The sequence below is a fragment of the Luteimonas fraxinea genome (genome assembly GCF_021233355.1).
GTDB lineage: Bacteria > Pseudomonadota > Gammaproteobacteria > Xanthomonadales > Xanthomonadaceae > Luteimonas > Luteimonas fraxinea.
In genome coordinates this window covers 626644-647571 of record NZ_CP089507.1, presented here as the reverse complement: position 1 = coordinate 647571, position 20928 = coordinate 626644, and the positions used below count along the sequence as shown (strand labels likewise).

The window sequence follows — 20928 nt, the reverse complement described above, 5'->3', positions numbered from 1 at the left end:
ACCGGGCGTTCAGGGCCTTCAGCGACGCCGCAGGCGGGAGAAGAAACCGCCCGGGCGCGCGGGTTCGTCGACCGCCTCGGTCGCTTCGACCAGCGGTTCGGCATAGCCCGTGGCGAGGTTGGCGTTCACGAACCGGACCACTTCGTCCGACGGCAGGCCGCTGGCCTTGATGATCTCGTCGAGCGTGGCCGGGCCTTTCATCATCGCGGTGGCGATGCGGAAATGACGTGGGTACTCGCGCTCGGTCTGCGGCCACTTGTTCAGCTGGTATCGCGCATCCGGGTCGTGTTCCGGCGCGAGCGTGCCGTTGCCGGCCAGCAGGCCGCCCAGCCAGACCAGACGCAGCAGCGGCTGCGGTGCGCCGGAGGCCTGCGCTTCGCGCGACCAGGTCACATCGTCGACGGGCTCGATCGCATCGCGCTCGATCGGGCCGTCGAAGTACTGGCTCAACGGCTTGAGCGTGGTCGGCCCGTGGTACTGCTGCGCGTCGAAATCGAGCCAGAGCGTCGGGCCGGTTTCGCGGCGATAGCGACGGCGGCCGCGCAGCACGCCTGCATCGATCCAGGTCGCGAAGGGCAGGGCGCGTTCCGGTTCGGGCTCCGGCTCCGGCGCGACCGCGGCGTCTTCGGGTGCTGCTGGCGGCTCTGGTTCCGCAGCGGGTGCTGTTTCCAGCACGTCTTCAGGCTCGGGAATCGTGACCTCGGTCTCGACGGTCGCAACCACTGAAGCTATCTCGGGCACGGCCTGCGGAATCTCTGCTTCGCGTGCAACGGCGACTGGCGTCACGGCCGTCGCAGCTGCAGGCACGTCAGGCGCCGGCGTCGGGATCTGAGTGCCCAGCACGATGTCCCGCATGGCCGCGATCTCGCGCAGCAGTGCGGCCATCGCGTTGTCGTCGAACGGACGCCCGAGACGGAAATGGGTCTGCACGCGTGGCGCCGAGGTCAGGCCGACGATCTGCTTGCCCGCCGCATGCAGGCGCAGCCAGCTCATCGGGCCGTACATGCTGTCCATGTCGACGATGACGTGTTCGGCATCGGGCTCGGCGACGAGCAGGAACGGTTCGCCGAGCTGGGCATTGGCACCGGCGAAGGCCGCGCGCAATGCGGTTTCGGTGGCGGTGTCCATTCCGCTCAGGGCGATGGTCAGGGTCATGCAGGAGATACCGGGCGGCGCGGCGCGAGGCGCGCTATCCATGAAGTGTATCCAGTGCCACGCATGCTGTGCAGCGCACGCGACACGTGGCGCGCGGTCATCCGCCGCGATCGCGTTTTGGCAGATGGGTGCTGAGGAACGCCATCTGGTCGGCGAGGATGTTGCGGTTGCTGAGGATCAGATGCTCGATCCAGCTCGGCCGGAACGGTACCGCCAGCAGCGGCATCGAAGCCTCCTGCGGCGTGCGCGCGCCCTTGCGAGAATTGCATTGGAAGCACGCGGTGACCACGTTCTCCCAGATGTCGAGACCGCCGCGCGACAGCGGTTCGACGTGATCGCGAGTCAGCGTCTGCCGGCCGGCACGCCGACCGCAGTACAGACACAAATGGTAGTCGCGAGCGAACAGGGCGGTGTTGGTCAGCGCGGGCGTCGGATCGATCGCACTCGGGCGCACGTGGCTGCGGCCGGCGATGATCGGATGCAGATCCATGCGGCTCTGCTGCCCGGTCGCGCGGCACATGCCGCCGTGCACGGTCATGCAGGGATCGCCCAGCGTCCAGGCAACGGCGCCGCGCGCGTACAGACACGCCGCGTCCTGCCAGCTGATCCAGTTGAGCGCACGGCCGTGCGCGTCGAGGGCGAGCAGGCGGACTGCATCGCGACGCGGGGCGTGATCAGAAAGTGCGGAGGAGACTCCGGAATCCAGCGCGTTTGCAGCGCCGGCGGGGATCAGGCGTGTGATCGCGCTGTCTGCCTCCATTGCGACCGAGCATATACCCGATCGATGACACTTTGTGCAATGGATCACGTGCACGTCGCGACGCCAGCTGGCAGTCGCGACGTGCGCGCAGGACCTCAGCTGTCGAGGGCCTCGTCGGCGATCGACAGCAGCGAAGCCGGGCCACTCGCGATCGCCGCCGCATGGCTCAGCGTGCGCGGCAGGATGCGGGTGAAGTAGAAGCGGGCAGTCTCGCGCTTGCCGGCCTTGAAGGTCTCCGGACGCGACGACGCGTCGGCCACCGCGACGCTGCGCGCCCACCAGTAGGCCAGCGTCACGTAGCCGGAGTAGAACAGGTAGTCGTAGGCGGCCGCGCCGATTTCCTCGGGATCGGCCGCGGCGCGCTCGGCGATCGAACGCGTCAGCGCCTGCCACTCGCCGGCCTTCGCCCGCAGCGGCTCGATGAACTCGGCCAGCGCCGCATCGTTCGCGTGCTCGACGCAGAAGCGTTCGATCATGCCGAGGAACACGCGCAAACCCGCGCCCTGCAGCTGCAGGGTCTTGCGGCCCATCAGGTCCAGCGCCTGGATGCCGGTCGTGCCCTCGTAGAGCGTGGTGATGCGCGCGTCGCGGGCCAGCTGCTCGATGCCGTGCTCGGCGATGTAACCGTGGCCGCCGAAGCATTGCAGTGCGTGGTAGGTGCACTCGTTGCCCCACTCGGTCAGGCAGCCCTTGACGATCGGCGTCAGGAAGCCGAGCAGATCGTCGGCCTCCTTGCGCGCGGCATCGTCGCCGGCGAGTTCGGCGCTGTCGACCAGCGAACCGGCGTGGTACGCCAGCAGGCGGCCGCCTTCGGTCAGCGACTTGCAGGTCAGCAGCATGCGGCGTACGTCGGGCTGGACGAGGATCGGATCGGCCGGCTTCGACGGCAGCTTCGGACCCGACAGCGCACGCGACTGCAGACGCTCGCGCGCGTAGCGCAGCGCGTTCTCGTAGGCGCGCGTCGCGAGGCCCAGACCCTGCACACCGACGCCGAGGCGCGCGGTGTTCATCATCGTAAACATCGCCATCAGGCCCTTGTGCGGCTGGCCGATGAGATAGCCCTGCGCGCCGTCGAAATTCATCACGCAGGTCGCGGAGCCGTGTATGCCCATCTTGTGTTCGACCGCGCCGCAGCGCACGGCATTGCGCTCGCCCACGGTGCCGTCGCGTGCGACCTGGATCTTCGGCACTATGAAAAGCGAGATGCCCTTGCTGCCCGCGGGTGCATCCGGCAGACGCGCGAGCACCAGATGGATGATGTTGTCGGTGAGGTCGTGCTCGCCGGCGGTGATGAAGATCTTGGTGCCGGTGATCGCGTACGTGCCGTCTTCGGCCGGCTCGGCGCGCGTCTTCAGCAGGCCGAGATCGGTGCCGCATTGCGGCTCGGTCAGACACATGGTGCCGGTCCAAGTGCCGGCGATCAGCGGTTTGAGGAAGACTTCCTTCTGCCAGTCCTCGCCGTGGTGGCGCAGCGCATTGACGGCGCCGTGCGACAGCAGCGGGAAGTTGCTCCACGCGAGGTTGGCGGCGTCGATCATTTCCTCGAGGCAGATGCCGATCGCGTGCGGCATGTTCATGCCACCGAACTCGGTCGGCGCGCTCATGCCGGTCCAGCCGCCCTCGGCGAACTGGTCGTAGGCGGCCTTGAAGCCGTCGGGCGTGGTGACTGCGCCGGTGGCCTTGTCGAAACGCACGCCCTGTTCGTCGCCGATGCGGTTCAGCGGCGCGAGCACGGTCTCGCACATGCGCGCGCACTCGTCGAGCACGGCATCGACGGTCTCGCGGTTGGCGTCGTCGAAGCCGAGTGTGGAGAACAGGGACTCGACCTGCAGCACGTCGTGCAGCGCGAAGCGGATGTCGGTCAACGGGGCGTGGTAGGTGCTCATGCGTCAGTCTGGCTCGTGTGCGTGTTCGTATCGGTGGAAGGAGGCGGCGGCGTCAGCGCATCACGCCGGGCAGGCCCGGGACGGGGTTCAGGGTGCTGTCGCGGCGCACCGTGTAGTCCCGTGCGCTGCCACGATCGTCGGGCGCGGCGCGGATGCTGCCGTCGATCCGGTAGTTCAGCGAGCGACCCGCGGCGAGTGCGTCGGCCGCATGCAACCGGCCCTCCGCGGACGGCGCGATGCGCAGGCTCAGGATGTCGGCCGACTCGGGGCCGATCGTCAGCGTCGTGGCGTCTTCCAGCGTGCCCGCAGAGACCCCGTCGACCGAGACCGCGAAGCGGATCGATTCGAAGCGCATCGGAATGCTGCTGTAGTTCTGCAGGCGCAAATCGACCGACCAGTTGCCGTCGGCGCCGACGGTCAGCTGCTGGATGCTCGCGGTAGGTTCCGACACGCGACGCTGCCCGGTCACGCAGGCGGCGAGGGCGCCGGCCAGCAGCAGGATCGTCAGCAGTTTCCACGGTTTCATGCGCGGCACTCCGGTTGCGGGTGGAGGCCGATGTTAACGCGTCGCCAGTCATTGGCCGCTGAGTGGGATGGCCTCGAATGCGGCGCTCGACACGAGTTTTCGAAAAACGGTTGCCGTCTGCGAGCCTGCCCCGTATCATGCGCCTCCCGCAGTGGCCGGGTAGCTCAGTTGGTAGAGCAGGGGATTGAAAATCCCCGTGTCGGGGGTTCGATTCCCTCCCCGGCCACCATTGCAGGAACGTCGAAGGCCCGCCCAGTGCGGGTCTTCTGCGTTGTAGGCCTGCGGAAATCCATTTACCCGCGGCCCGCAGCAGCGCATCATCGCCGCGCGCCGCTGTGGCGTTGGAGCTCTTTCGATGCCGACCGCCCAGTTGTCCGTGTTCTTCTTCCTGCAGGCCGCGGTGATCCTGCTGGTCTGTCGTCTGGTCGGCCGCCTGGCGCAGCGCCTCGGTCAGCCGCAGGTGGTCGGCGAGATGATCGCCGGCGTCACGCTCGGGCCGTCGCTGCTCGGCTGGATGCTGCCCGAGCTGCAGGCAGCGCTGTTTCCTGCGCAAACGCTCGACACGCTGTATGTGTTCGCGCAGTTCGGCGTGGGCCTCTACATGTTCCTGGTCGGCACCGAATTCCGGAGCGACCATTTCCGGTCGCGCTTCCGCGGCGCATTCGCGGTCTCGATCGCCGGCATCGTGGTGCCGTTCGCACTGGCGTTCCTGATCGCGCCGTGGCTGCTGGGCATTCCGAATCTGTTCGCCGAGAACGTGCGCGTGTCCGATGCATCGCTGTTCCTCGGCGCGGCGATCGCGATCACGGCGTTCCCGATGCTCGCGCGGATCATCCACGAGCGCGGCCTCGCCGGTAGTCCTCTGGGCACGCTCGCGCTGACCGCGGGCGCAGTCGACGATGCGGCAGCGTGGTGCATTCTCGCGATCGTGCTCGCCAGCTTCGGCGGCAGCTGGGACAGCGCGTGGTGGGCGATCGGTGGCGGCATCGCCTATGCAGTCTTCATGCTGCTCGTCGGGCGCAAACTGCTGCGCAAGCTCGCCGATGCCGTACGCCCCGATGCGCCGCTCAGCGCGACGATGCTCGCGGTCATGCTGATCCTGTTCTGCCTCAGCGCGTGGCTGATGGATGCGATCGGCATCCATGCGGTGTTCGGCGGTTTCCTGCTCGGCGCCTGCATGCCCAAGGGCGCGCTGGTGGAGAAGGTCCGCGACACGCTGCAGCCCTTTGTCGTCGTGTTCTTCCTGCCGATGTTCTTCACCTTCTCGGGCCTGAAGACGGATCTGGGCATGGTGCTGGAACCGCAGCTGCTGCTCGCGGCGGGCGCGATCCTGCTCGTCTCGTTCGCCGGCAAGGGGCTGGCCTGCTGGGCAGCAGCGCGTATGGCCGGTGAGAGCCCGCGCGATGCGCAGGCGATCGGCGCGCTGATGAACGCCCGCGGCCTGATGGAGCTGATCCTGATCAACATCGGCCTGCAGGCCGGTGTGATCAAACAGGGCCTGTTCTCGATCCTGGTGCTGATGGCGATCGTCACCACGCTGATGGCGACGCCGCTGTTCAACTGGATCATGCGTCGCCGCGGTGGCGAACTGCCGGCCACCCCGGCGCAGGACGCGCGCTGACGTTCAGCGCGTCGGCGCGGCGCGGATGCGGTCGTACAGGCCGCCATCGGCGAAGTGCGTGGCCTGCGCCTTCGACCAGCCGCCGAACGCCTCGTCGACGGTGACCATGGGCAGCGATCGGAAACGCGCGAGCTGCGAAGGCGGCACGCCGTCGCGCAGAATCGGGCGGAAATGGTGCTGCGCGACCAGCCGTTGCGCCGCCGGTGTGTACAGCGTTTCGACATACGCCTCGGCCACCGCGCGCACGCCGTGCGCATCGGCGTTGCGGTCGACCACCGCGACCACCGGCTCGGCGCGGATGCTGATGCTCGGATAGACGATCTCGAACGCCTGGCTGGTCTGCGGATCGGCCAGCACGCGCAGCGCTTCGTTTTCCCACGCCAGCAGCACATCGCCGATGTCGCGCTCGACGAAGGTGTCGCGGGCGCCCCGCGCGCCGCGGTCGAGCACCGGCACCTTGGCGTAGAGCCCGCGCATGTAGTCCAGCACGCGTTCGCCATCACGATACGTCCGCGCGGCCCAGGTCCACGCTGCGAGATAGCTCCAGCGCGCGACACCGGACGTCTTCGGATCCGCGGTCACCACTTGGACATCCCCGACCAGATCGTTCCAGTCGGCGATGTGCTTCGGGTTGCCCTTGCGCACGAGGAAGACCACGGTCGAGGTATAGGGCACGCTGCCGTGGAGTATCTGCCTGCGCCAGTCCGCATCCAGCAGTCCCGCAGACGCGATCCGGTCCACATCTGCCGCGAGCGCGAGTGTCACGACATCCGCCGGCTCGCCCGCGATCACCGCATCAGCCTGCGCCCCGGAGCCGCCATGCGTCTGCAGCACCTCGACATCGCCACCACCGCCTTGCCGCCAATGGGCAGCGAACATGCGGTTGTAGTCGACATAGAATTCGCGCGTCGGATCGTAGGACGCGTTGCGGAGGACGAGGTCTTCGGCCGACACAAATGTCGGCAGCACAAGGCACAGCAGCAGGGCAATCGAACGCATCGTCATCGCCAGACTCCGTGGGGGCGGCGTCAGCGCCACCTTACCCGGTCGTCGTGCCACACGCAGCAGGCGTTTGGGCCGGCGAATACGCCGGCCCTCGCTTACCTCAGCAGCAACCGTGATCGCCGTGTCGCGTACCGCTGTCTGCGACCACCGCAGCGCCTGTGGTCTCGCCGCGCTGGCCTGCGTGGTGATGCTCGACGAGCACGCGGGCGACGCAGCTGGTCACGCGCTTGCCCATCTCGATGTGCAGGAATTCGTTGGGGCCGTGCGCGTTGGAATGCGGGCCCAGCACGCCGGTGATCATGAACTGCGCGCCGGGGAACTTCTCGCCGAGCATGCCCATGAACGGGATCGAGCCACCTTCGCCCATGTACATCGCCGGCTTGTCGAAGAACGCCTGGCTGGCGTCGTCGATCGCCTTCGTGAGCCACGGCGACATCGCCGGTGCATTCCAGCCGGTCGCGGCCTTCTCCAGGGCGAGCGTCACGGTCGCACCGTTCGGCGGATCGGCCAGCAGTACTTCCTGCAGCAGTTCGCCGGCACGCTTGCCGTCGACGGTCGGCGGCAGGCGCAGCGACAGCTTTACCGCGGTGTGCGGGCGCAGCACGTTGCCGGCCGACTGCAGCGACGGAATGCCGTCGACGCCGGTCACCGACAACGCCGGGCGCCAGGTGCGGTTGAGCACCAGCTTCGACAGATCTTCCGACACTTGGCCATCCGCACCCTTCGGGAACATCGGCTGGAGCGCGCCGGTGAGCGGGAACTTGTCGTAGATCGCGGTATCGAGCACTTCGGCGGCGCGGCGGGCCTGTTCCAGGCGTTCGGCCGGAATGTCGGCATGCAGGCCGTCGACCAGGATGCGGCCGGTCACTTCGTCCTCGATGCGCGACAGCAGCTGTCGCAGCAGACGGAAGCTCGACGGCACGACGCCGGACGCATCGCCCGAATGCACGCCTTCGTCGAGCACCTTGACCATCAGGTTGCCGCCGGCGAGGCCGCGCAGCGAGGTCGTGCACCACAGCTGGTCGTAGTTGCCGCAGCCCGAGTCCAGGCACACCACCAGCGACGGCTTGCCGATGCGATCGGCGAGATGGTCGACATAGGCAGGCAGGTCGTAGCTGCCCGATTCCTCGCAGGCTTCGATCAGCACCACGCAGCGCGCGTGCGGGAGGCCCTGCTCGTGCAGCGCCAGGATTGCGGTCAGCGAGCCATAGATCGCGTAACCGTCATCGGCGCCACCGCGGCCGTACAGCTTGCCGTCGCGCAGCACTGGCTTCCACGGGCCGAGGTCTTTGTCCCAGCCGGTCATTTCCGGCTGCTTGTCGAGATGGCCGTAAAGCAGCACGCAGTCGTCGTCGCTGCCGCCGTTCGCCGCCGGAATTTCGATGAAGATCAGCGGCGTGCGGCCTTCGAGGCGGACCACGTCCAGCACCATGCCGGGGATCGCCTGGGCCTGGGCCCAGCCCGACATCAGTTCGACCGCGCGTTCCATATGGCCGTTGGCGACCCAGTCCGCGTCGAACATCGGCGACTTGTTGGGGATCCGGATGTATTCGACGAGCTGGGGGACGATCTCGTCGTCCCACTTGGCGCCGACGAAACGGTCGGTCTGGCTGCTGTCCATTCGGGTTTCCAGTGTGCGTAAACCCCAATTCTATCGCGGACCCGTGTGTAGGAATTTTCCTACAACGGCTCGGGCGTTCGGCTGGCTACGGCCCAGCAGTGCCGCGGATATTCTGTCTGCGTGGTGTTGGGAAGACTGGCTGTACCGGCAAGGACGAATGAATCGCCAGTCGGGAATGGAATCCACCCAATACCAAGGAGTTCAGGACATGAAGTCGATCCGAGCCGTGCTTGCGTCGCTGTGCCTTTCACTGCTGTTGGCAGGTACCGCACTCGCAAACGAAACCGTGCAAAAGGTCAACATCAACACCGCGGATGCAGCCACGCTGGCACGCGTGCTGCACAACGTGGGACAGGCCAAGGCAGAAGCCATCGTGGCCTACAGGGATGAAAACGGGCCGTTCCGAAGCGCCGAGCAACTGGCGCAGGTGAAAGGCATCGGGTTGCGGACCGTCGAGCACAACGTCGATCGTATCGAGGTCGGTGCCGCCGGATCGCAGGCTGGCGTGACGCGGGCACCCAGCCCGCCCGCCGCAGCCGGGAACAAGGGGGCAGCGCAACTGCGCTGACTTTGACCCATCGCTGACGTTGGCACAGGGAGTGCCGGCGTCAGGCGAGGAGCAGGACGCTCCACGGGACCGGCAGGATGCCGCTACAGGGACGTAACCGTCGCCCGCCTCGCATTGGATGCGAAGCGGGCGACCCTGTTTTGGGCGTCTGCAGTCGGAATGCGCTCAAGTGCAGTCCCACCTTGCGCGATCTGATTGGCGCGAACCGGCCCAAGGATGCCCGGCTGGGCAACCGTTTTGTGAGCGGGTCCCGTCGACAGCGCAGCGGAGGCGGAAACGCAGCGCATGCGGAAATGCGGTGCAGGTGCAAGTGCAAGTGCAAGTGTAAGTGCAGCGAAGCCTGGGTTATTTCGAAGCGCAGGCTGTACTGCTGATCGAGCAAGAGTGCCGACCGGGTACGTGAGGCTGCGGCCGGTGACTTTGAGTCGGAAGTCGATCGCGCGCCCTTCGACGGCAATAGATGGCCTCACTTGGTTGTACACCACGCTCCGCGTCGTCGCCGGTTGACTGGATTGCGCAGCAGTGTCCAACGCGCGCCTCGAAAACCATCGGGGTTTGTACTCGCGGCATTGTCCGGAGCTGGTGCTTACTGCTGATGTGCGTCGCATGGCCGCGTCGTCATTCGAGGCTGGGTCGTGCGCGAGCCGTCGCTTAGTGTGTCCGAGGGTGGATGCGTGGGCGGCGTGCCGATCTCCGAGGCAAAGCGCCGGGCTCTGCTGGCAAACATTTTTTCCCACGCCACCTCGCTCAAGCGTTCGAGGTTCTACGTCTTATGGCTCGGGGCTAGGGCTCACGCTTCCGCCTGGCTCTTGGCTGTTGGCTCTTGGCCTTTGGCTCTTGGCTTCTGGCGCCTTGTGTCCCATGCCTCACTTCTAGGAAGAGAGCAAAGCACGAAGTGCTCTTGTAGAACGCGCAACGCCTGTCGAACGAAGAGCGCCCTGACCAGAGCGTTGCCCGCTTTATGTAAGGTTGAATGTGAGTGCGGTTCCAGATGACTGCGGAGTTCGCGGGTTCGAAGTTCTAGACTGCTCGCATGAGTGAGACGTCTTCAAGCGAGCTGTCTTCTGTCCAGCGGATCGATGCGCAGAATGCGCAGCGCGTGCGTTGGCGCAATGGTCTGGGGTGGACCAAGGAGATCCACGTCGAGTCAGGCGTCGGTAATGAGGCGTGGATCTGGCGGTTGTCGATCGCGGAGATCGAACAGGCTGCGGCGTTTTCCAAGTTCGAAGGTGTCGAACGGGAGCTGATGTTGCGGACCGGTGATGGACTGACACTGCGCTTCGATGACGGGCAGGTGTCGGATCTGCAGCCGCCACACGCGCGGCTGCGTTTCTCCGGCGAGCGGGCGCTTCAGGGCGAGCCTGCCGGTCCCGGCGTCAGCGCGCTGAATCTGATGTGGCGTCCGGACCGGGTCGAGGCGTCGACCTGGCATCGGCCGTTGGTCGGGACGATGGTCGTGTTCGTGGATCCCGGCGACTGCTGGCTGGTCCACGTGCTCGCGGGTCATGCGCGACTCGTTGCGGGCGATACGCGGGCGCTCGAACGTGGCGACACGCTCGTGCTGCGCGCGCCGGACGGACGGTTCCGCTACGTGCTGGACGGTGGTGGGGAAGTGGTGTTGACCCGGTTCCAGCCTGTCGCGCTTTCGCCGATTCGATCTCCGGATTTGCAGGTGTAGGGTCACTGCCCAGCTGCGCACTGATTGGGCGGCCGTTGTGGATATCCACATGCATCCGATCTGCAGCTTTGTCGAACTTACGGCTGCTGCAGATCTGCGATCTTCGGCCCTCACCCCAACCCCTCTCCGGGAGGGAGAGGGGCTCTGAATTCTTGTATCGACTGCTGCCGCGACGAAAGCCCCGGACGTTCCAGGGAAGGTCCGGTAGCTGCGGAAAGTCAGGTAACTGCGCCTTGAGTCCTTTGAGCTGTAATCGGATATCCGCGGGGGTCACAGCGTAGCCGTCGCGAAGAAGACGCTTATCGATAACGCGATCGCTCGCAGTGCCGGAGCGAAGAAGACTTCCATCGGCGACGCAGGCGCTCGCAGTGCGCGAAGCGAAGAAGACGCATACCGGCAACGCGCGCGCTCGCAGTGGTTCTCCACGACGCGATCGCTGCTCGGCTCGCGGGATGCGTTTTGCTCGGAACCAATCCGAGCGACGTTGTGCAGGGGAACGACTGTTGCGGTCCGAGAGGGCGGGCGTCTGCTCCGGTCATTGAACCGAACTGCCCGTAGTCGCCTTGACTTCCCGTAGTAGCTCCACTGCGTGCGAGACGAAAACGCCCGCCCCGGATCGACGGAGCGGGCGCGTGTTGTTCGATGCAACAAGCCCGGCGGTGCAACAAACCCGACGCCCGTGCAGGGCGCCGTGGCCTGGGATCACTCAGAAGCGGACGTTGACGCTCAGCCAGAGGCCGCGTGCCTTGTCCTTGTTGTTGTAGTGGTCGTAGTAGAGGATTTCGTTGGTGCCGTCGAAGCCCGGGGTGCCGTCGAGGTCGCGGAACTCGGTGTCGTAGGTCGTGAAGTCGCGATCGAGCAGGTTGTTGATGCGTCCGTTGAGCGTGATCGATTCGCTGAGCTTGAACGACGCGCCGAGGTGCAGCACTTCGTAGTCCTTGTACGTCAGCACTTCGCCGGTGATGACGTGCAGGCCCCGATACCGTTCCGAGCGGGCTTCCGCGGTCAGGAACAGGTTGAAGCGCTCGCTCGCCTGCCAGTCCAGCGTTGCGTTGGCCATGTGGCGCGCGCTGTTGCCGAGCGGGAGACCCGCTTCGCTGCCACTCTTCTGCTCGCTGTCGGTGAAGGTGTAGTTCGCGCGGAAGCCGAACGCGTCGCTGATCTGCCAGCGACCGGCGACTTCGGCGCCTTGGATCACCACCTTGTCGATGTTCACCGTCTTGCTGCTCGACGCGTAGCCGATGTCGGCGTACTCGCCGGCGCTGGTGCAGGTGAGCGTCGTGCCGGGACCGCAGGACTGGGATGCGATCTTGTCCTCGAACTCGTTGTGGAACAGCGTCAGGTTGAAGTTGTGGCCGTCCGGGCTCTGCCAGTAGACCGCCAGTTCGCTGCTGGTGCTGGTCTCGGGCTGCAGGTCCGGGTTGCCGAACATCGGCGAAGTGCCCTGTGCGCCGAAGCCGGTCACGCCGTCATAGAGCTGGGTGGTCTTGGGCGTCTTGAAGCCGGTGCTGACGCCGCCCTTGACCGTCCACTGCGGGCTCACGGTGTAGACGCCGTACAGACGCGGGCTGAGGTGGTTGCCGAAGACCTCGTGGTCGTCCCAGCGCAGACCGGCGGTGAGCGCGAAAGGCTCGGTGATGGTCCAGGTGTCCTCGGCGAACAGCGAGTACATGTTGTGTTCCTGCTTCAGGCCCGGCGTGCCGCTTTCGATGCCGAAGATGCCGTCGGTCAGCTCACCCTGGATCACCTGCGCGCCGAGCACGGCGATGTGTTCGCCGGCGAGCTGGAACGGGATGTCGAGCTTGGCGTCGAGCGTGTACTGCGCGCTCTCGAGCGTGCGCTTGGGACGCGGCAGGAACGTCGATTCGGCGAGCGCGCGACGCTCGGCCAGCGGCAGGCCGGCGTAAGGGCCGGTGCCGTCGATCATCCGCAGCAGCTCGGCGCGCTCGTCGACGGTGAACGGCATGGTGCGGCCGTCATTGTTGGTCGCCACGTGCGACAGCGAGACGAAGCTGTTGCCGAAGCCCCAGCGACCTTCGTGGGTCAACGACCACGCATCGCGGGTGAACTCCTGCACCGCGCCGTAGCCGACGCGCGGGTTGGCACGACGTGCCCATGTGCCGCCGTTCGCGCGACAGGCGTTCGCGTTCGCGCCAGCGGCGCCGAGGCAGAAGTTGCCGGCGGTGAAGATGCTGTTGATGTTGTCGACCGTGCCGACCGGATATTCCTCGAGGCCCTGGTCGTTGATCTTGATCGCGTTGTCGTACTCCTGGCGCGAGGTGTCGTAGTCCAGCGTCAGGCTCTGGTTCTCGGTCGGCATCCAGGCCAGCGTGATGCCGCCGGCCTTGTTGGTGTTGTCGACGGTCTTGCCGCCGCCGCCGAAACCGAGCCCGCGCGTACGCTCGTTGCCATCGGGATCGACGATCGGCGCATAGACCGGGTTGGACGCGTCGCGGTCGTACCAGCTGGCGCGCGCGCTAAGGTTCAGCACGCCGGGAATCAGCGGGCCGGTCACGAAGGCATCGACCGTGGTGTCGTCACCGAACTCGCTGTCCTCGAACGAACGGCTGACCGTCGCCGAGCCGTGCCACGCGTCGAGCACCTTCTTGGTGATGATGTTGATGACGCCGCCCATCGCGTCGGCGCCGTACAGCGTGGACGCGGGTCCGCGGATGACTTCGATGCGCTCGATCGCATCCAGCGGCGGGATGTGGTTGAACTGGTTGCCGCCGAAGTTGTTCGGGTAGATGTCGCCGTGGTTGTTCTGGCGCTTGCCGTCCACGAGGATCAGCGTGTAGTCCGAGCCCATGCCGCGCATCGAGATCGAACCCTGTCCGGTCTTGTCGCGCGTCTCGCCGACGTCGATGCCTTCGATGTCGCGCACCGCGTCCAGCAGCGTCATGTACGGACGCTTGGTCAGGTCTTCCTGGGTGATGACGCTGATGCTCGCCGGCGCATCGGTGAGCTTCTGCTCGAATCCGGCGGCGGTGACGACGATGGTGTCGAAGTCGGTGGCCGGATTGGCAGTCGCGTTATCGGCGAAGACGGGCGCGGACAGCAGGCCCAGCAGGGCGATGGCGAGCGGATGACGGATCGGAAAACGGGTCATGGAGGTCTCGTTGGACGGTATCGAAACGCGGCGTGGCGTCGGCTGGCCGGAGTGGGGTGCGCGTGCGGACATGCGACAGGCCGCAGCGCGTCACGCCCGGTAGCGGGCATGCGCGATGCGGGGCGCCGGCACAGGCCGGCGGAATCCGGAATCAGCGGGGCGGCGCGCGGCCGCGGTGCTGGCGGCGAGGCGGACTGTGGTGGGGCGGGGCAACCGCCGGTCGCAGACGACGCGCGAGCCGTCGGCGTCGCGATGCAGGCAGGCCCGGCATCGCGGTGGCAGCGAATGCGGAGTCGGCAGCAGGCAGGTGCAGACGCGGTGTCGTCCGGCTAGACGACAACGACGGCGTCGTGTCCGGCGTGGGCGGCGTCTCGCCGCCATGTTCGATAGAGACGCTCTGCGCGGACACGCCGCTGGACAGGGTCACTGCCATCGCGGCCGGCCCCAAGGTGGCCGCCCAGAGCAGCAGAAACAGGAGACCGAGCGCCACGGCGCGCACGGCGTCGGCACCCGGGCGCACATGTGCGCCGAACTGTTCCGTCAGTGATCGGATGCCCTGCGGCACGCCTGCTTCCCCTGCGGGCACCCTCGCCCAATCACTGGATCTTAACCGAGAATGATTCTCGACATCAAAGGGTAACGATTCTGGTTAGCGCAGGGTGATGCGGACGAATCGTTCGCTTTGGTGCCCAGCGCGCCTCAATCGCGGTCGTCGCGGGTCCACACGCCGCCGTGCTCGACCCTGGTCGGAAACTTCGCCACCGGCTCGTACGCAGGCGCGCACAGGGCGCGACCATCGCGCACGTCGAACTTCGCGCCGTGCAGCACGCATTCGATGGTGCCCAGGGACGCATCGAACTCGCCGCCGCTCGACAGGCCGAAATCCTCGTGGCTGCACTGGTCTTCGAGCGCGTAGAGATCGCCGTCGAGATTGAAGACGATGATCGGCACGCTGGTGATCTCGTCGAAGGTGGTGCGCATCTCGCCAGGCAGCAGCTCGCCGGTGGCGCAGACGAAGGTCCAGGTTTCGCTCATGGGGTGACTCCGAAGGTCTTCTCCAGCACTTCGAAGCGCAGGTCATCGCGGCGCGGACTGCCGAAGCGGGTGTCGCCGTACGGAAACGGCTTGTGCACGCCGGTGCGGCGATAGCCGCGGCGCACGTAGAACGCGATCAGCGCATCGCGCACGTCGATGACGGTCATGCGCATGGCGGGCAGGCGCCATTCGTCGCGGGCGATGCGTTCGCACTCGCGCAACAGCGCGTCGCCGGTGCCGCGGCCCTGCAGCGTGGGATCGACCGCGAACATGCCGAAGTAGCCGACGCCGTCCTCGATCGCAACATGCGCGCAGGCGAGCGGGCGTCCGTTGTCGCCATCGATCACGACGACGCGGCTGTCGGCGCGGACGATGTCGTGCGCCAGCACGTCGGGATCGATACGTGCGCCATCGAGCAGGTCGGCCTCGGTGGTCCAGCCGCTGCGGCTGGATTCGCCGCGATACGCGGACGTCACCAGGGTGACGAGGGCAGGAACGTCGATCGGCGTGGCGGTGCGGAACACGGGAGCGGACATGGCGGCGGCTGAAGTCGTGACGCTGCCATTATCCCGCGATGACTGCGCGCTTGCGCGCGTGGCTGCAGGGTGATGCAGGCGCAGCCTCAAACGAGCAGCGTGCGCACCTTGCGCAGGGCGGCGACGAAGGCGTCGACTTCTTCGTGCGTGTTGTAGAACGCGGGCGATGCGCGGCACGTGGCGGCGACGCCGTAGAACTGCAGCAGCGGGTGCGCGCAGTGCTGGCCGGAGCGGATCGCGACGCCTTCGAGATCCAGCAGCGTGGCGAGATCGTGCGCGTGCGCGCCTTCGATCAGGAACGCCACGACCGCGGCCTTGTCCGACGCGGTGCCGAAGATGCGCAGGCCATCGATCTCCTGCAGCGATTCGGTGAGATGCGCCAGCAGTTCGGCCTCGCGGCGTTCGACGTGATCCATGCCGAGCCGCTCAAGATAGTCGACCGCGGCGCCGAGCCCGACGAAGCCGGCGATGTTCGGTGTGCCGGCTTCGAAGCGGTGCGGCGGGTCGTTGTAGACCGTCTTCCCGAAGCTGACTTCCTTGATCATCTCGCCGCCACCGAGGAACGGCGGCATGGCCTGCAGATGCTCGCGGCGCGCCCACAGTGCGCCGGTGCCGGTCGGCCCGCACATCTTGTGGCCGGTGAACGCATAGAAGTCGCAGCCGAGCGCGGCGACATCGACGCGGCGGTGCGGCACGGCCTGCGAGCCGTCGATGACGGTGACGATGCCGCGCTTGCGGGCGTCGCGGCAAATCTCGCGGACCGGATTCACCGTGCCGAGCACGTTGGAAACCTGGGTCAGCGCCAGCAGCTTGACGTCGGGCGTCATCGCGCGGCGCAGCGCGTCGAGGTCGAGTGTGCCGTCTTCGAGGATTTCGGCCACGCGCACGGTCGCACCCGTGCGCTCGGCGACGAGCTGCCACGGCACGATGTTGGCGTGATGCTCCATGCGCGAGACGAGGATCGTGTCGCCGGCCTTGAGCCGCGGCAGCGCCCACGACCAGGCAACCAGATTGATCGCGAACGTCGTTCCGCTGCACAGCACGAGTTCGTCACTGCGCACGTTGAGGAACCGCGCGAGCTTGGTGCGCGTGCCCTCGTAGGCCTCGGTCGCCTCGGTGCCGAGCTGGTGCACCGCGCGGCTGACGTTGGCGTTCTGCCGCCGGTAGAAACCGTCTACCGCGTCGATCACCGACGCCGGCTTCTGGCCGGTATTCGCGTTGTCGAAGTAGATCAGCGGCTTGCCGTGGACTTCGCGCAGCAGCAGCGGAAAATCCGCGCGCACTGCGGCCCAGTCGACGCTGCCGTCATGCGCGACCGGTGCGCTGGGCGCATCGAACGGCGGCGTCAGCGGCGGCAGCGTGGTGCTCATACGAGGGCGAGTCCGGACAGCACGCGATCCAGACCGGCTTCGGCGTGTGCACGCAGGACGGGATCGGTGATCGTCGACAGCGGCTCGCGCACGAACGCGGCGGTCAGCAGACGCTGGGCATCCGATGCCGGCAGACCGCGCGAACGCAGATAGAACAACGCGCCCGGGTCGAGCTGGCCGACCGTCGCGCCATGCGCGGCCTGCACTTCGTCGGCATGGATCACCAGCACCGGCTGGGTGTCGATCTCAGCCGTGGGCGACAGCAGCAGGTTCTTGTTCGACAGGCGCGCGTCGGTGCCATCGGCGCCGGCATCGATGGTGATACCGCCATGGAACACGACGCGACCACGCTGGTCGCCGATGCCGCGCCACTTGAGTTCGCAGGCGGTGTTCTTCGCGATGTGGCGGATGCCCAGGCGCGTGTCGACATGCGCACGACCGCCGGCCAGCAGCACACCGTTCGCGGTCAGGCGCGCGTCGTCGCCGAGCAGGCGCACATCGAGCTCGTGGCGCGACAGCGCGCCGCCGGCCTCGACATCGACGCGGGTGTAGACCGATGCGGCCTGCAGCTCGGCGTCGGTGCGCAGGAAGCTGGTCGCGCCGATGCCGCGGTGCTGCAGGCGCACGTGGTGCAGTTCGGCACGGTCGGCGACGCGTAGCGAGATGATGGTGTTGTCGAGATGGCGGTGCGCGCCGGTGTCGAGATGATGTTCGACGAGCGCCAGCGTCGCACCTTCGCCGAGCACGACGTGGTGGCGCAGATGCCAGGCGAGATCGCCCTCGGCAGGCGCGCCGACGAACACCAGATGCACGGGGGCCTCGATGCGGGCGCTGGCCTCGACGGAGATCGAAGCACCGTCGCGTGCAAGTGCGCCGTTGAGACGGGCGAAGACGGCATCGTCGCGATTGTCGATGTCCGGCAGCGTGCCGGCATCGGCGAGCGTGCCGATCGACAGGCCGGGAGTGGCGACGCCTGCATCGGACAGGGTGGCAGACAGACGGCCGTTGACGAACACCAGACGCGGCGCAGGAATCGCGGCCAGCAGATCCGCATCGACGGTGGCATCGGCCTGCGGCGCGACGAAGCTGCGACGTTCCAGCGCGCGCAGCGAGGTGTACTTCCAGGCTTCGCTGCGCGGGCCGGGCAGGCCGGTCGCGAGCGTCGCGTCGAGGGCCGCGCGACGTGCGGCGTCGCCATCGAAACCGGCGGCGAGAGAGTCGAGCAGGGCACTCATCAGGCAGCGGTCTCCGGCGCGACGCGGTCCTTGATCCAGGTGTAGCCCTTCTCTTCGAGCTGCAGCGCGAGTTCCGGACCCCCGGTCTGCACGATGCGGCCGTCAGCCAGCACGTGCACGACGTCGGGCTTGATGTAGTCGAGCAGGCGCTGGTAGTGCGTGATCACGATAAAGGCGCGGTCGGGCGAACGCAGTGCATTGACGCCGTCGGCGACGTTCTTCAGCGCGTCGATGTCGAGACCCGAGTCGGTCTCGTCGAGGATCGCCAGCTTCGGCTCGAGCACGGCCAGCTGGAAGATCTCGTTGCGCTTCTTCTCGCCGCCCGAGAAGCCTTCGTTGACGCCGCGGTGCAGCAGGCGGTCGTCGAGGTGCAGCACAGCCAGCTTCTCGCGCACTAGCTTGAGGAACTGCATCGAATCGAGTTCTTCCTCACCGCGCGCCTTGCGCTGCGCGTTAAGTGCGCTGCGCAGGAAGTAGGTGTTGTTCACGCCCGGAATCTCGACCGGATACTGGAACGCGAGGAACACGCCGGCCGCGGCACGCTCTTCGGGTTCGAGCGCCAGCAGATCCTGGCCTTGGAATGCGACCGTGCCGTCGGTGACCTCGTAACCGTCGCGACCGGCGAGCAGGTTGCCCAGCGTCGACTTGCCGGCGCCGTTGGGCCCCATGATCGCGTGGACTTCGCCCGGCTTCACGTGCAGCGAAAGACCCTTGAGGATTTCGCGCTCGTGGATGGAGGCGTGCAGGTTGTCGATATTGAGCATGGGTGTCGGTATTCGAAGAAGAGAAAGAGAACCGGCGCGATGACGCTGCGTCGAAGAACAGGTGCGTCGCCGGCCCGTGGGCCGGCCGCGGTGTCAGCCGACCGAACCTTCCAGCGACACGTCGAGCAGCTTCTTGGCCTCGACGGCGAACTCCATCGGCAGTTCGCGGAACACCTGCTTGCAGAAGCCGTCGACGATCAGGCTGACCGCGTCTTCTTCGCTGATGCCGCGCGTGCGGCAGTAGAACAGCTGGTCGTCGCTGATCTTGGAGGTGGTGGCTTCGTGCTCGACGGTCGCACCGGGGTGCTTGACCTCGATGTACGGGAACGTGTGCGCGCCGCACTGCTTGCCGATCAGCAGCGAATCGCACTGGGTGTAGTTGCGCGCACCCTCGGCGCCCGCACCGATTTTGACCAGGCCGCGATAGGTGTTCTGCCCGCGACCGGCGCTGATGCCCTTGCTGACGATCTTCGACTTGGTGCGCTTGCCGACGTGGATCATCTTGGTGCCGGTGTCGGCCTGCTGGCGGTGATGCGTCAGCGCGACCGAATGGAACTCGCCGCTTGAGTCGTCACCGAGCAGCACGCAGGACGGGTACTTCCAGGTGATCGCCGACCCGGTCTCGACCTGCGCCCAGACCACGCGGCTGCGATCGCCGCGGCATTCCGCACGCTTGGTCACGAAGTTGTAGATGCCGCCCTTGCCGTTCTCGTCGCCGGGGTACCAGTTCTGCACCGTCGAGTACTTGATCTCGGCGTCTTCCAGTGCGACCAGTTCGACGACCGCTGCATGCAGCTGGTTCTCGTCGCGCATCGGTGCGGTGCAGCCTTCGAGATAGGACACGTAGGCCTTGTCCTCGCAGATGATCAACGTGCGCTCGAACTGGCCGGTGTGGCCGGCGTTGATGCGGAAGTAGGTGCTCAATTCCATCGGGCAACGCACGCCCTTGGGAATGAACACGAAGCTGCCATCGGAGAACACGGCCGAGTTCAGTGCGGCGAAATAGTTGTCGCCGACCGGCACCACGCTGCCGAGGTACTGCTTCACCAGCTCGGGATGGTCCTGGATCGCTTCGGACATCGAGCAGAAGATCACGCCCTTCTCGGCGAGTTCCTTCTTGAACGTCGTGCCGACCGAGACCGAATCGAACACCGCGTCGACGGCGACGCCGGCAAGACGCGCGCGCTCATGCAGCGGCACGCCGAGCTTGTCGTAGGTGTCGAGCAGTTCCTTGGGCACATCGTCGAGCGAGGCGTACTTCGCCTTGGGCGCGGAGTAGTAGCTGACCGATTGGAAATCGATCGGTGCGATCGACAGCTTCGCCCAGTGCGGCACCGGCATGGTCAGCCAGTGGCGATAGGCGGCGAGGCGCCAGTCGGTCATCCACTGCGGCTCTTCCTTCTTCGCCGACAAGGCACGGACGACGTCCTCGTCGAGGCCGGGCGGAAAGCTGTCGGACTCGATATCGGTGACGAAGCCGGCGTCGTAGCGACGGCCGAGCTGCTCGTGGATTTCTGCGTTCGCAATCGGTTCTGCGATGTCGGTGGCCATGGGGGCTGCCTACTGTCTAAGCGCGGGCGAGACGGGCGTCGATGCGCTTCGTCCCACCGGCGGTGGAAATGGGTTGAGGACGCGGCGCGTCGTCGAGCATCTGCGCCAGGCTCACGGCGCGCAGCGCATCGGCCACCACGTCGTTGATCCGGCGCCAGTTGCCGCGCACGCCGCACTGCTCGGAAATGCCGCATTGACCGTCGTGCAGGCTGCACTCGGTCATCGCAAGCGGCCCTTCCATGGCCTCGACGATCTCCACCAGGCTGATGGCCGCGGCCTCACGTGCCAGGCGATACCCGCCGTTGGCGCCGCGGAAGCCTTCGACCAGACCCGCCTGCGCCAGCGGCTTGAGCAGCTTGCTGACCGTCGGCGCTTCGAGGCCCGATTGTTCCGCCAGATCGGCCGCACTCATCACCACCTGCGGCCGTGCGGCGAGCACGGTCAGAACGACGGTGGCGTAATCAGTGAGCTTGGTGACACGGAGCATTGCGGGCGGGGGCGACCGGGG

General features: G+C 66.7%; 18 protein-coding genes and 1 tRNA gene. 4 read left to right on the top strand and 15 right to left on the bottom strand.

Translation table 11 applies throughout. The annotated features are described in order from the left end of the window. Window positions 1-18 precede the first annotated feature (18 nt). The 4 genes from LU699_RS02835 to LU699_RS02820 all read right to left on the bottom strand — a co-directional run bounded on the left by LU699_RS02835 (window position 19) and on the right by LU699_RS02820 (window position 4327). Window positions 19-1155: a hypothetical protein gene (locus tag LU699_RS02835; RefSeq protein WP_232134689.1), complete on the bottom strand. Its 1137-nt coding sequence runs from the start codon at window positions 1153-1155 to the stop codon at window positions 19-21. Window positions 1156-1252: 97 nt separating this feature from the next. Next, entirely contained in the window at window positions 1253-1915 is a 663-nt protein-coding gene (locus LU699_RS02830) for an HNH endonuclease (protein WP_232134690.1), read from the bottom strand. 95 nt (window positions 1916-2010) lie between these two features. Then, window positions 2011-3801, bottom strand: a complete 1791-nt coding sequence (locus tag LU699_RS02825; RefSeq protein WP_232134691.1) for an acyl-CoA dehydrogenase C-terminal domain-containing protein — start codon at window positions 3799-3801, stop codon at window positions 2011-2013. A 52-nt stretch (window positions 3802-3853) separates the two neighbouring features. Beyond that, a complete protein-coding gene (locus LU699_RS02820) occupies window positions 3854-4327 on the bottom strand; it encodes an LEA/WHy family protein (RefSeq protein ID WP_232134692.1) in 474 nt (157 codons plus the stop codon). Window positions 4328-4480: 153 nt separating this feature from the next. Between LU699_RS02820 and LU699_RS02815 the strand changes: the two genes are divergently transcribed. Together LU699_RS02815 and LU699_RS02810 are read left to right on the top strand one after the other, a co-directional pair. Next, a tRNA-Phe gene (locus LU699_RS02815) sits at window positions 4481-4556 on the top strand. Window positions 4557-4682: 126 nt separating this feature from the next. Beyond that, a complete protein-coding gene (locus tag LU699_RS02810; protein ID WP_232134693.1) occupies window positions 4683-5948 on the top strand; it encodes a cation:proton antiporter in 1266 nt (421 codons plus the stop codon). Between the two features lie 3 nt (window positions 5949-5951). On the opposite strand, the gene LU699_RS02805 is transcribed toward LU699_RS02810, so the two are convergent. Then, complete coding sequence (locus LU699_RS02805; protein WP_232134694.1) at window positions 5952-6953, bottom strand: sulfate ABC transporter substrate-binding protein; 1002 nt, start codon at window positions 6951-6953, stop codon at window positions 5952-5954. Window positions 6954-7053: 100 nt separating this feature from the next. Further along, window positions 7054-8574: a M20 family metallopeptidase gene (locus LU699_RS02800; protein ID WP_232134695.1), complete on the bottom strand. Its 1521-nt coding sequence runs from the start codon at window positions 8572-8574 to the stop codon at window positions 7054-7056. A gap of 208 nt (window positions 8575-8782) precedes the next feature. Here LU699_RS02800 and LU699_RS02795 point away from each other — a divergent pair, with 208 nt between their 5' ends. Further along, a complete protein-coding gene (locus LU699_RS02795; protein ID WP_232134696.1) occupies window positions 8783-9142 on the top strand; it encodes a ComEA family DNA-binding protein in 360 nt (119 codons plus the stop codon). A 1033-nt stretch (window positions 9143-10175) separates the two neighbouring features. After that, window positions 10176-10820 carry a HutD/Ves family protein gene (locus tag LU699_RS02790; protein WP_232134697.1) on the top strand — a complete coding sequence of 215 codons (645 nt, stop codon included), beginning with the start codon at window positions 10176-10178 and terminating at the stop codon, window positions 10818-10820. 706 nt (window positions 10821-11526) lie between these two features. Here the strand turns inward: LU699_RS02790 and LU699_RS02785 are convergent. The 9 genes from LU699_RS02785 to LU699_RS02745 form a co-directional block, all read right to left on the bottom strand. Continuing rightward, a complete protein-coding gene (locus LU699_RS02785) occupies window positions 11527-13929 on the bottom strand; it encodes a TonB-dependent receptor domain-containing protein (protein WP_232134698.1) in 2403 nt (800 codons plus the stop codon). Between the two features lie 151 nt (window positions 13930-14080). Then, entirely contained in the window at window positions 14081-14494 is a 414-nt protein-coding gene (locus LU699_RS02780; protein WP_232134699.1) for a hypothetical protein, read from the bottom strand. 134 nt (window positions 14495-14628) lie between these two features. Further along, a complete protein-coding gene (locus tag LU699_RS02775; protein ID WP_232134700.1) occupies window positions 14629-14964 on the bottom strand; it encodes a non-heme iron oxygenase ferredoxin subunit in 336 nt (111 codons plus the stop codon). After that, entirely contained in the window at window positions 14961-15500 is a 540-nt protein-coding gene (locus LU699_RS02770) for a GNAT family N-acetyltransferase (protein WP_232580474.1), read from the bottom strand. Before LU699_RS02770 ends, LU699_RS02775 begins: the two co-directional genes overlap by 4 nt. 86 nt (window positions 15501-15586) lie before the next feature. Then, window positions 15587-16870: a cysteine desulfurase gene (locus LU699_RS02765; RefSeq protein ID WP_232134702.1), complete on the bottom strand. Its 1284-nt coding sequence runs from the start codon at window positions 16868-16870 to the stop codon at window positions 15587-15589. Next, complete coding sequence (sufD, locus tag LU699_RS02760; RefSeq protein WP_232134703.1) at window positions 16867-18105, bottom strand: Fe-S cluster assembly protein SufD; 1239 nt, start codon at window positions 18103-18105, stop codon at window positions 16867-16869. The genes LU699_RS02765 and sufD overlap by 4 nt, the downstream gene beginning before the upstream one ends. Continuing rightward, on the bottom strand, window positions 18105-18869 hold the full coding sequence (gene sufC, locus LU699_RS02755; protein ID WP_232134704.1) for a Fe-S cluster assembly ATPase SufC: 765 nt from the start codon (window positions 18867-18869) through the stop codon (window positions 18105-18107). Before sufC ends, sufD begins: the two co-directional genes overlap by 1 nt. A 93-nt stretch (window positions 18870-18962) precedes the next feature. After that, window positions 18963-20420 carry a Fe-S cluster assembly protein SufB gene (gene sufB / locus LU699_RS02750; RefSeq protein WP_232134705.1) on the bottom strand — a complete coding sequence of 486 codons (1458 nt, stop codon included), beginning with the start codon at window positions 20418-20420 and terminating at the stop codon, window positions 18963-18965. 16 nt (window positions 20421-20436) lie between these two features. Further along, a complete protein-coding gene (locus LU699_RS02745; RefSeq protein WP_232134706.1) occupies window positions 20437-20907 on the bottom strand; it encodes an SUF system Fe-S cluster assembly regulator in 471 nt (156 codons plus the stop codon). Between the last annotated feature and the right edge of the window lie 21 nt (window positions 20908-20928).

What these genes read in the sequence shown, in the direction of transcription:
- LU699_RS02835 (WP_232134689.1), bottom strand. Translation starts at nt 1,155, where the DNA reads ATGACCCTGACCATCGCCCTGAGCGGAATGGACACCGCCACCGAAACC.
- LU699_RS02830 (WP_232134690.1), bottom strand. Translation starts at nt 1,915, where the DNA reads ATGGAGGCAGACAGCGCGATCACACGCCTGATCCCCGCCGGCGCTGCA.
- LU699_RS02825 (WP_232134691.1), bottom strand. Translation starts at nt 3,801, where the DNA reads ATGAGCACCTACCACGCCCCGTTGACCGACATCCGCTTCGCGCTGCAC.
- LU699_RS02820 (WP_232134692.1), bottom strand. Translation starts at nt 4,327, where the DNA reads ATGAAACCGTGGAAACTGCTGACGATCCTGCTGCTGGCCGGCGCCCTC.
- LU699_RS02810 (WP_232134693.1), top strand. Translation starts at nt 4,683, where the DNA reads ATGCCGACCGCCCAGTTGTCCGTGTTCTTCTTCCTGCAGGCCGCGGTG.
- LU699_RS02805 (WP_232134694.1), bottom strand. Translation starts at nt 6,953, where the DNA reads ATGACGATGCGTTCGATTGCCCTGCTGCTGTGCCTTGTGCTGCCGACA.
- LU699_RS02800 (WP_232134695.1), bottom strand. Translation starts at nt 8,574, where the DNA reads ATGGACAGCAGCCAGACCGACCGTTTCGTCGGCGCCAAGTGGGACGAC.
- LU699_RS02795 (WP_232134696.1), top strand. Translation starts at nt 8,783, where the DNA reads ATGAAGTCGATCCGAGCCGTGCTTGCGTCGCTGTGCCTTTCACTGCTG.
- LU699_RS02790 (WP_232134697.1), top strand. Translation starts at nt 10,176, where the DNA reads ATGAGTGAGACGTCTTCAAGCGAGCTGTCTTCTGTCCAGCGGATCGAT.
- LU699_RS02785 (WP_232134698.1), bottom strand. Translation starts at nt 13,929, where the DNA reads ATGACCCGTTTTCCGATCCGTCATCCGCTCGCCATCGCCCTGCTGGGC.
- LU699_RS02775 (WP_232134700.1), bottom strand. Translation starts at nt 14,964, where the DNA reads ATGAGCGAAACCTGGACCTTCGTCTGCGCCACCGGCGAGCTGCTGCCT.
- LU699_RS02770 (WP_232580474.1), bottom strand. Translation starts at nt 15,500, where the DNA reads ATGTCCGCTCCCGTGTTCCGCACCGCCACGCCGATCGACGTTCCTGCC.
- LU699_RS02765 (WP_232134702.1), bottom strand. Translation starts at nt 16,870, where the DNA reads ATGAGCACCACGCTGCCGCCGCTGACGCCGCCGTTCGATGCGCCCAGC.
- sufD (WP_232134703.1), bottom strand. Translation starts at nt 18,105, where the DNA reads ATGAGTGCCCTGCTCGACTCTCTCGCCGCCGGTTTCGATGGCGACGCC.
- sufC (WP_232134704.1), bottom strand. Translation starts at nt 18,869, where the DNA reads ATGCTCAATATCGACAACCTGCACGCCTCCATCCACGAGCGCGAAATC.
- sufB (WP_232134705.1), bottom strand. Translation starts at nt 20,420, where the DNA reads ATGGCCACCGACATCGCAGAACCGATTGCGAACGCAGAAATCCACGAG.
- LU699_RS02745 (WP_232134706.1), bottom strand. Translation starts at nt 20,907, where the DNA reads ATGCTCCGTGTCACCAAGCTCACTGATTACGCCACCGTCGTTCTGACC.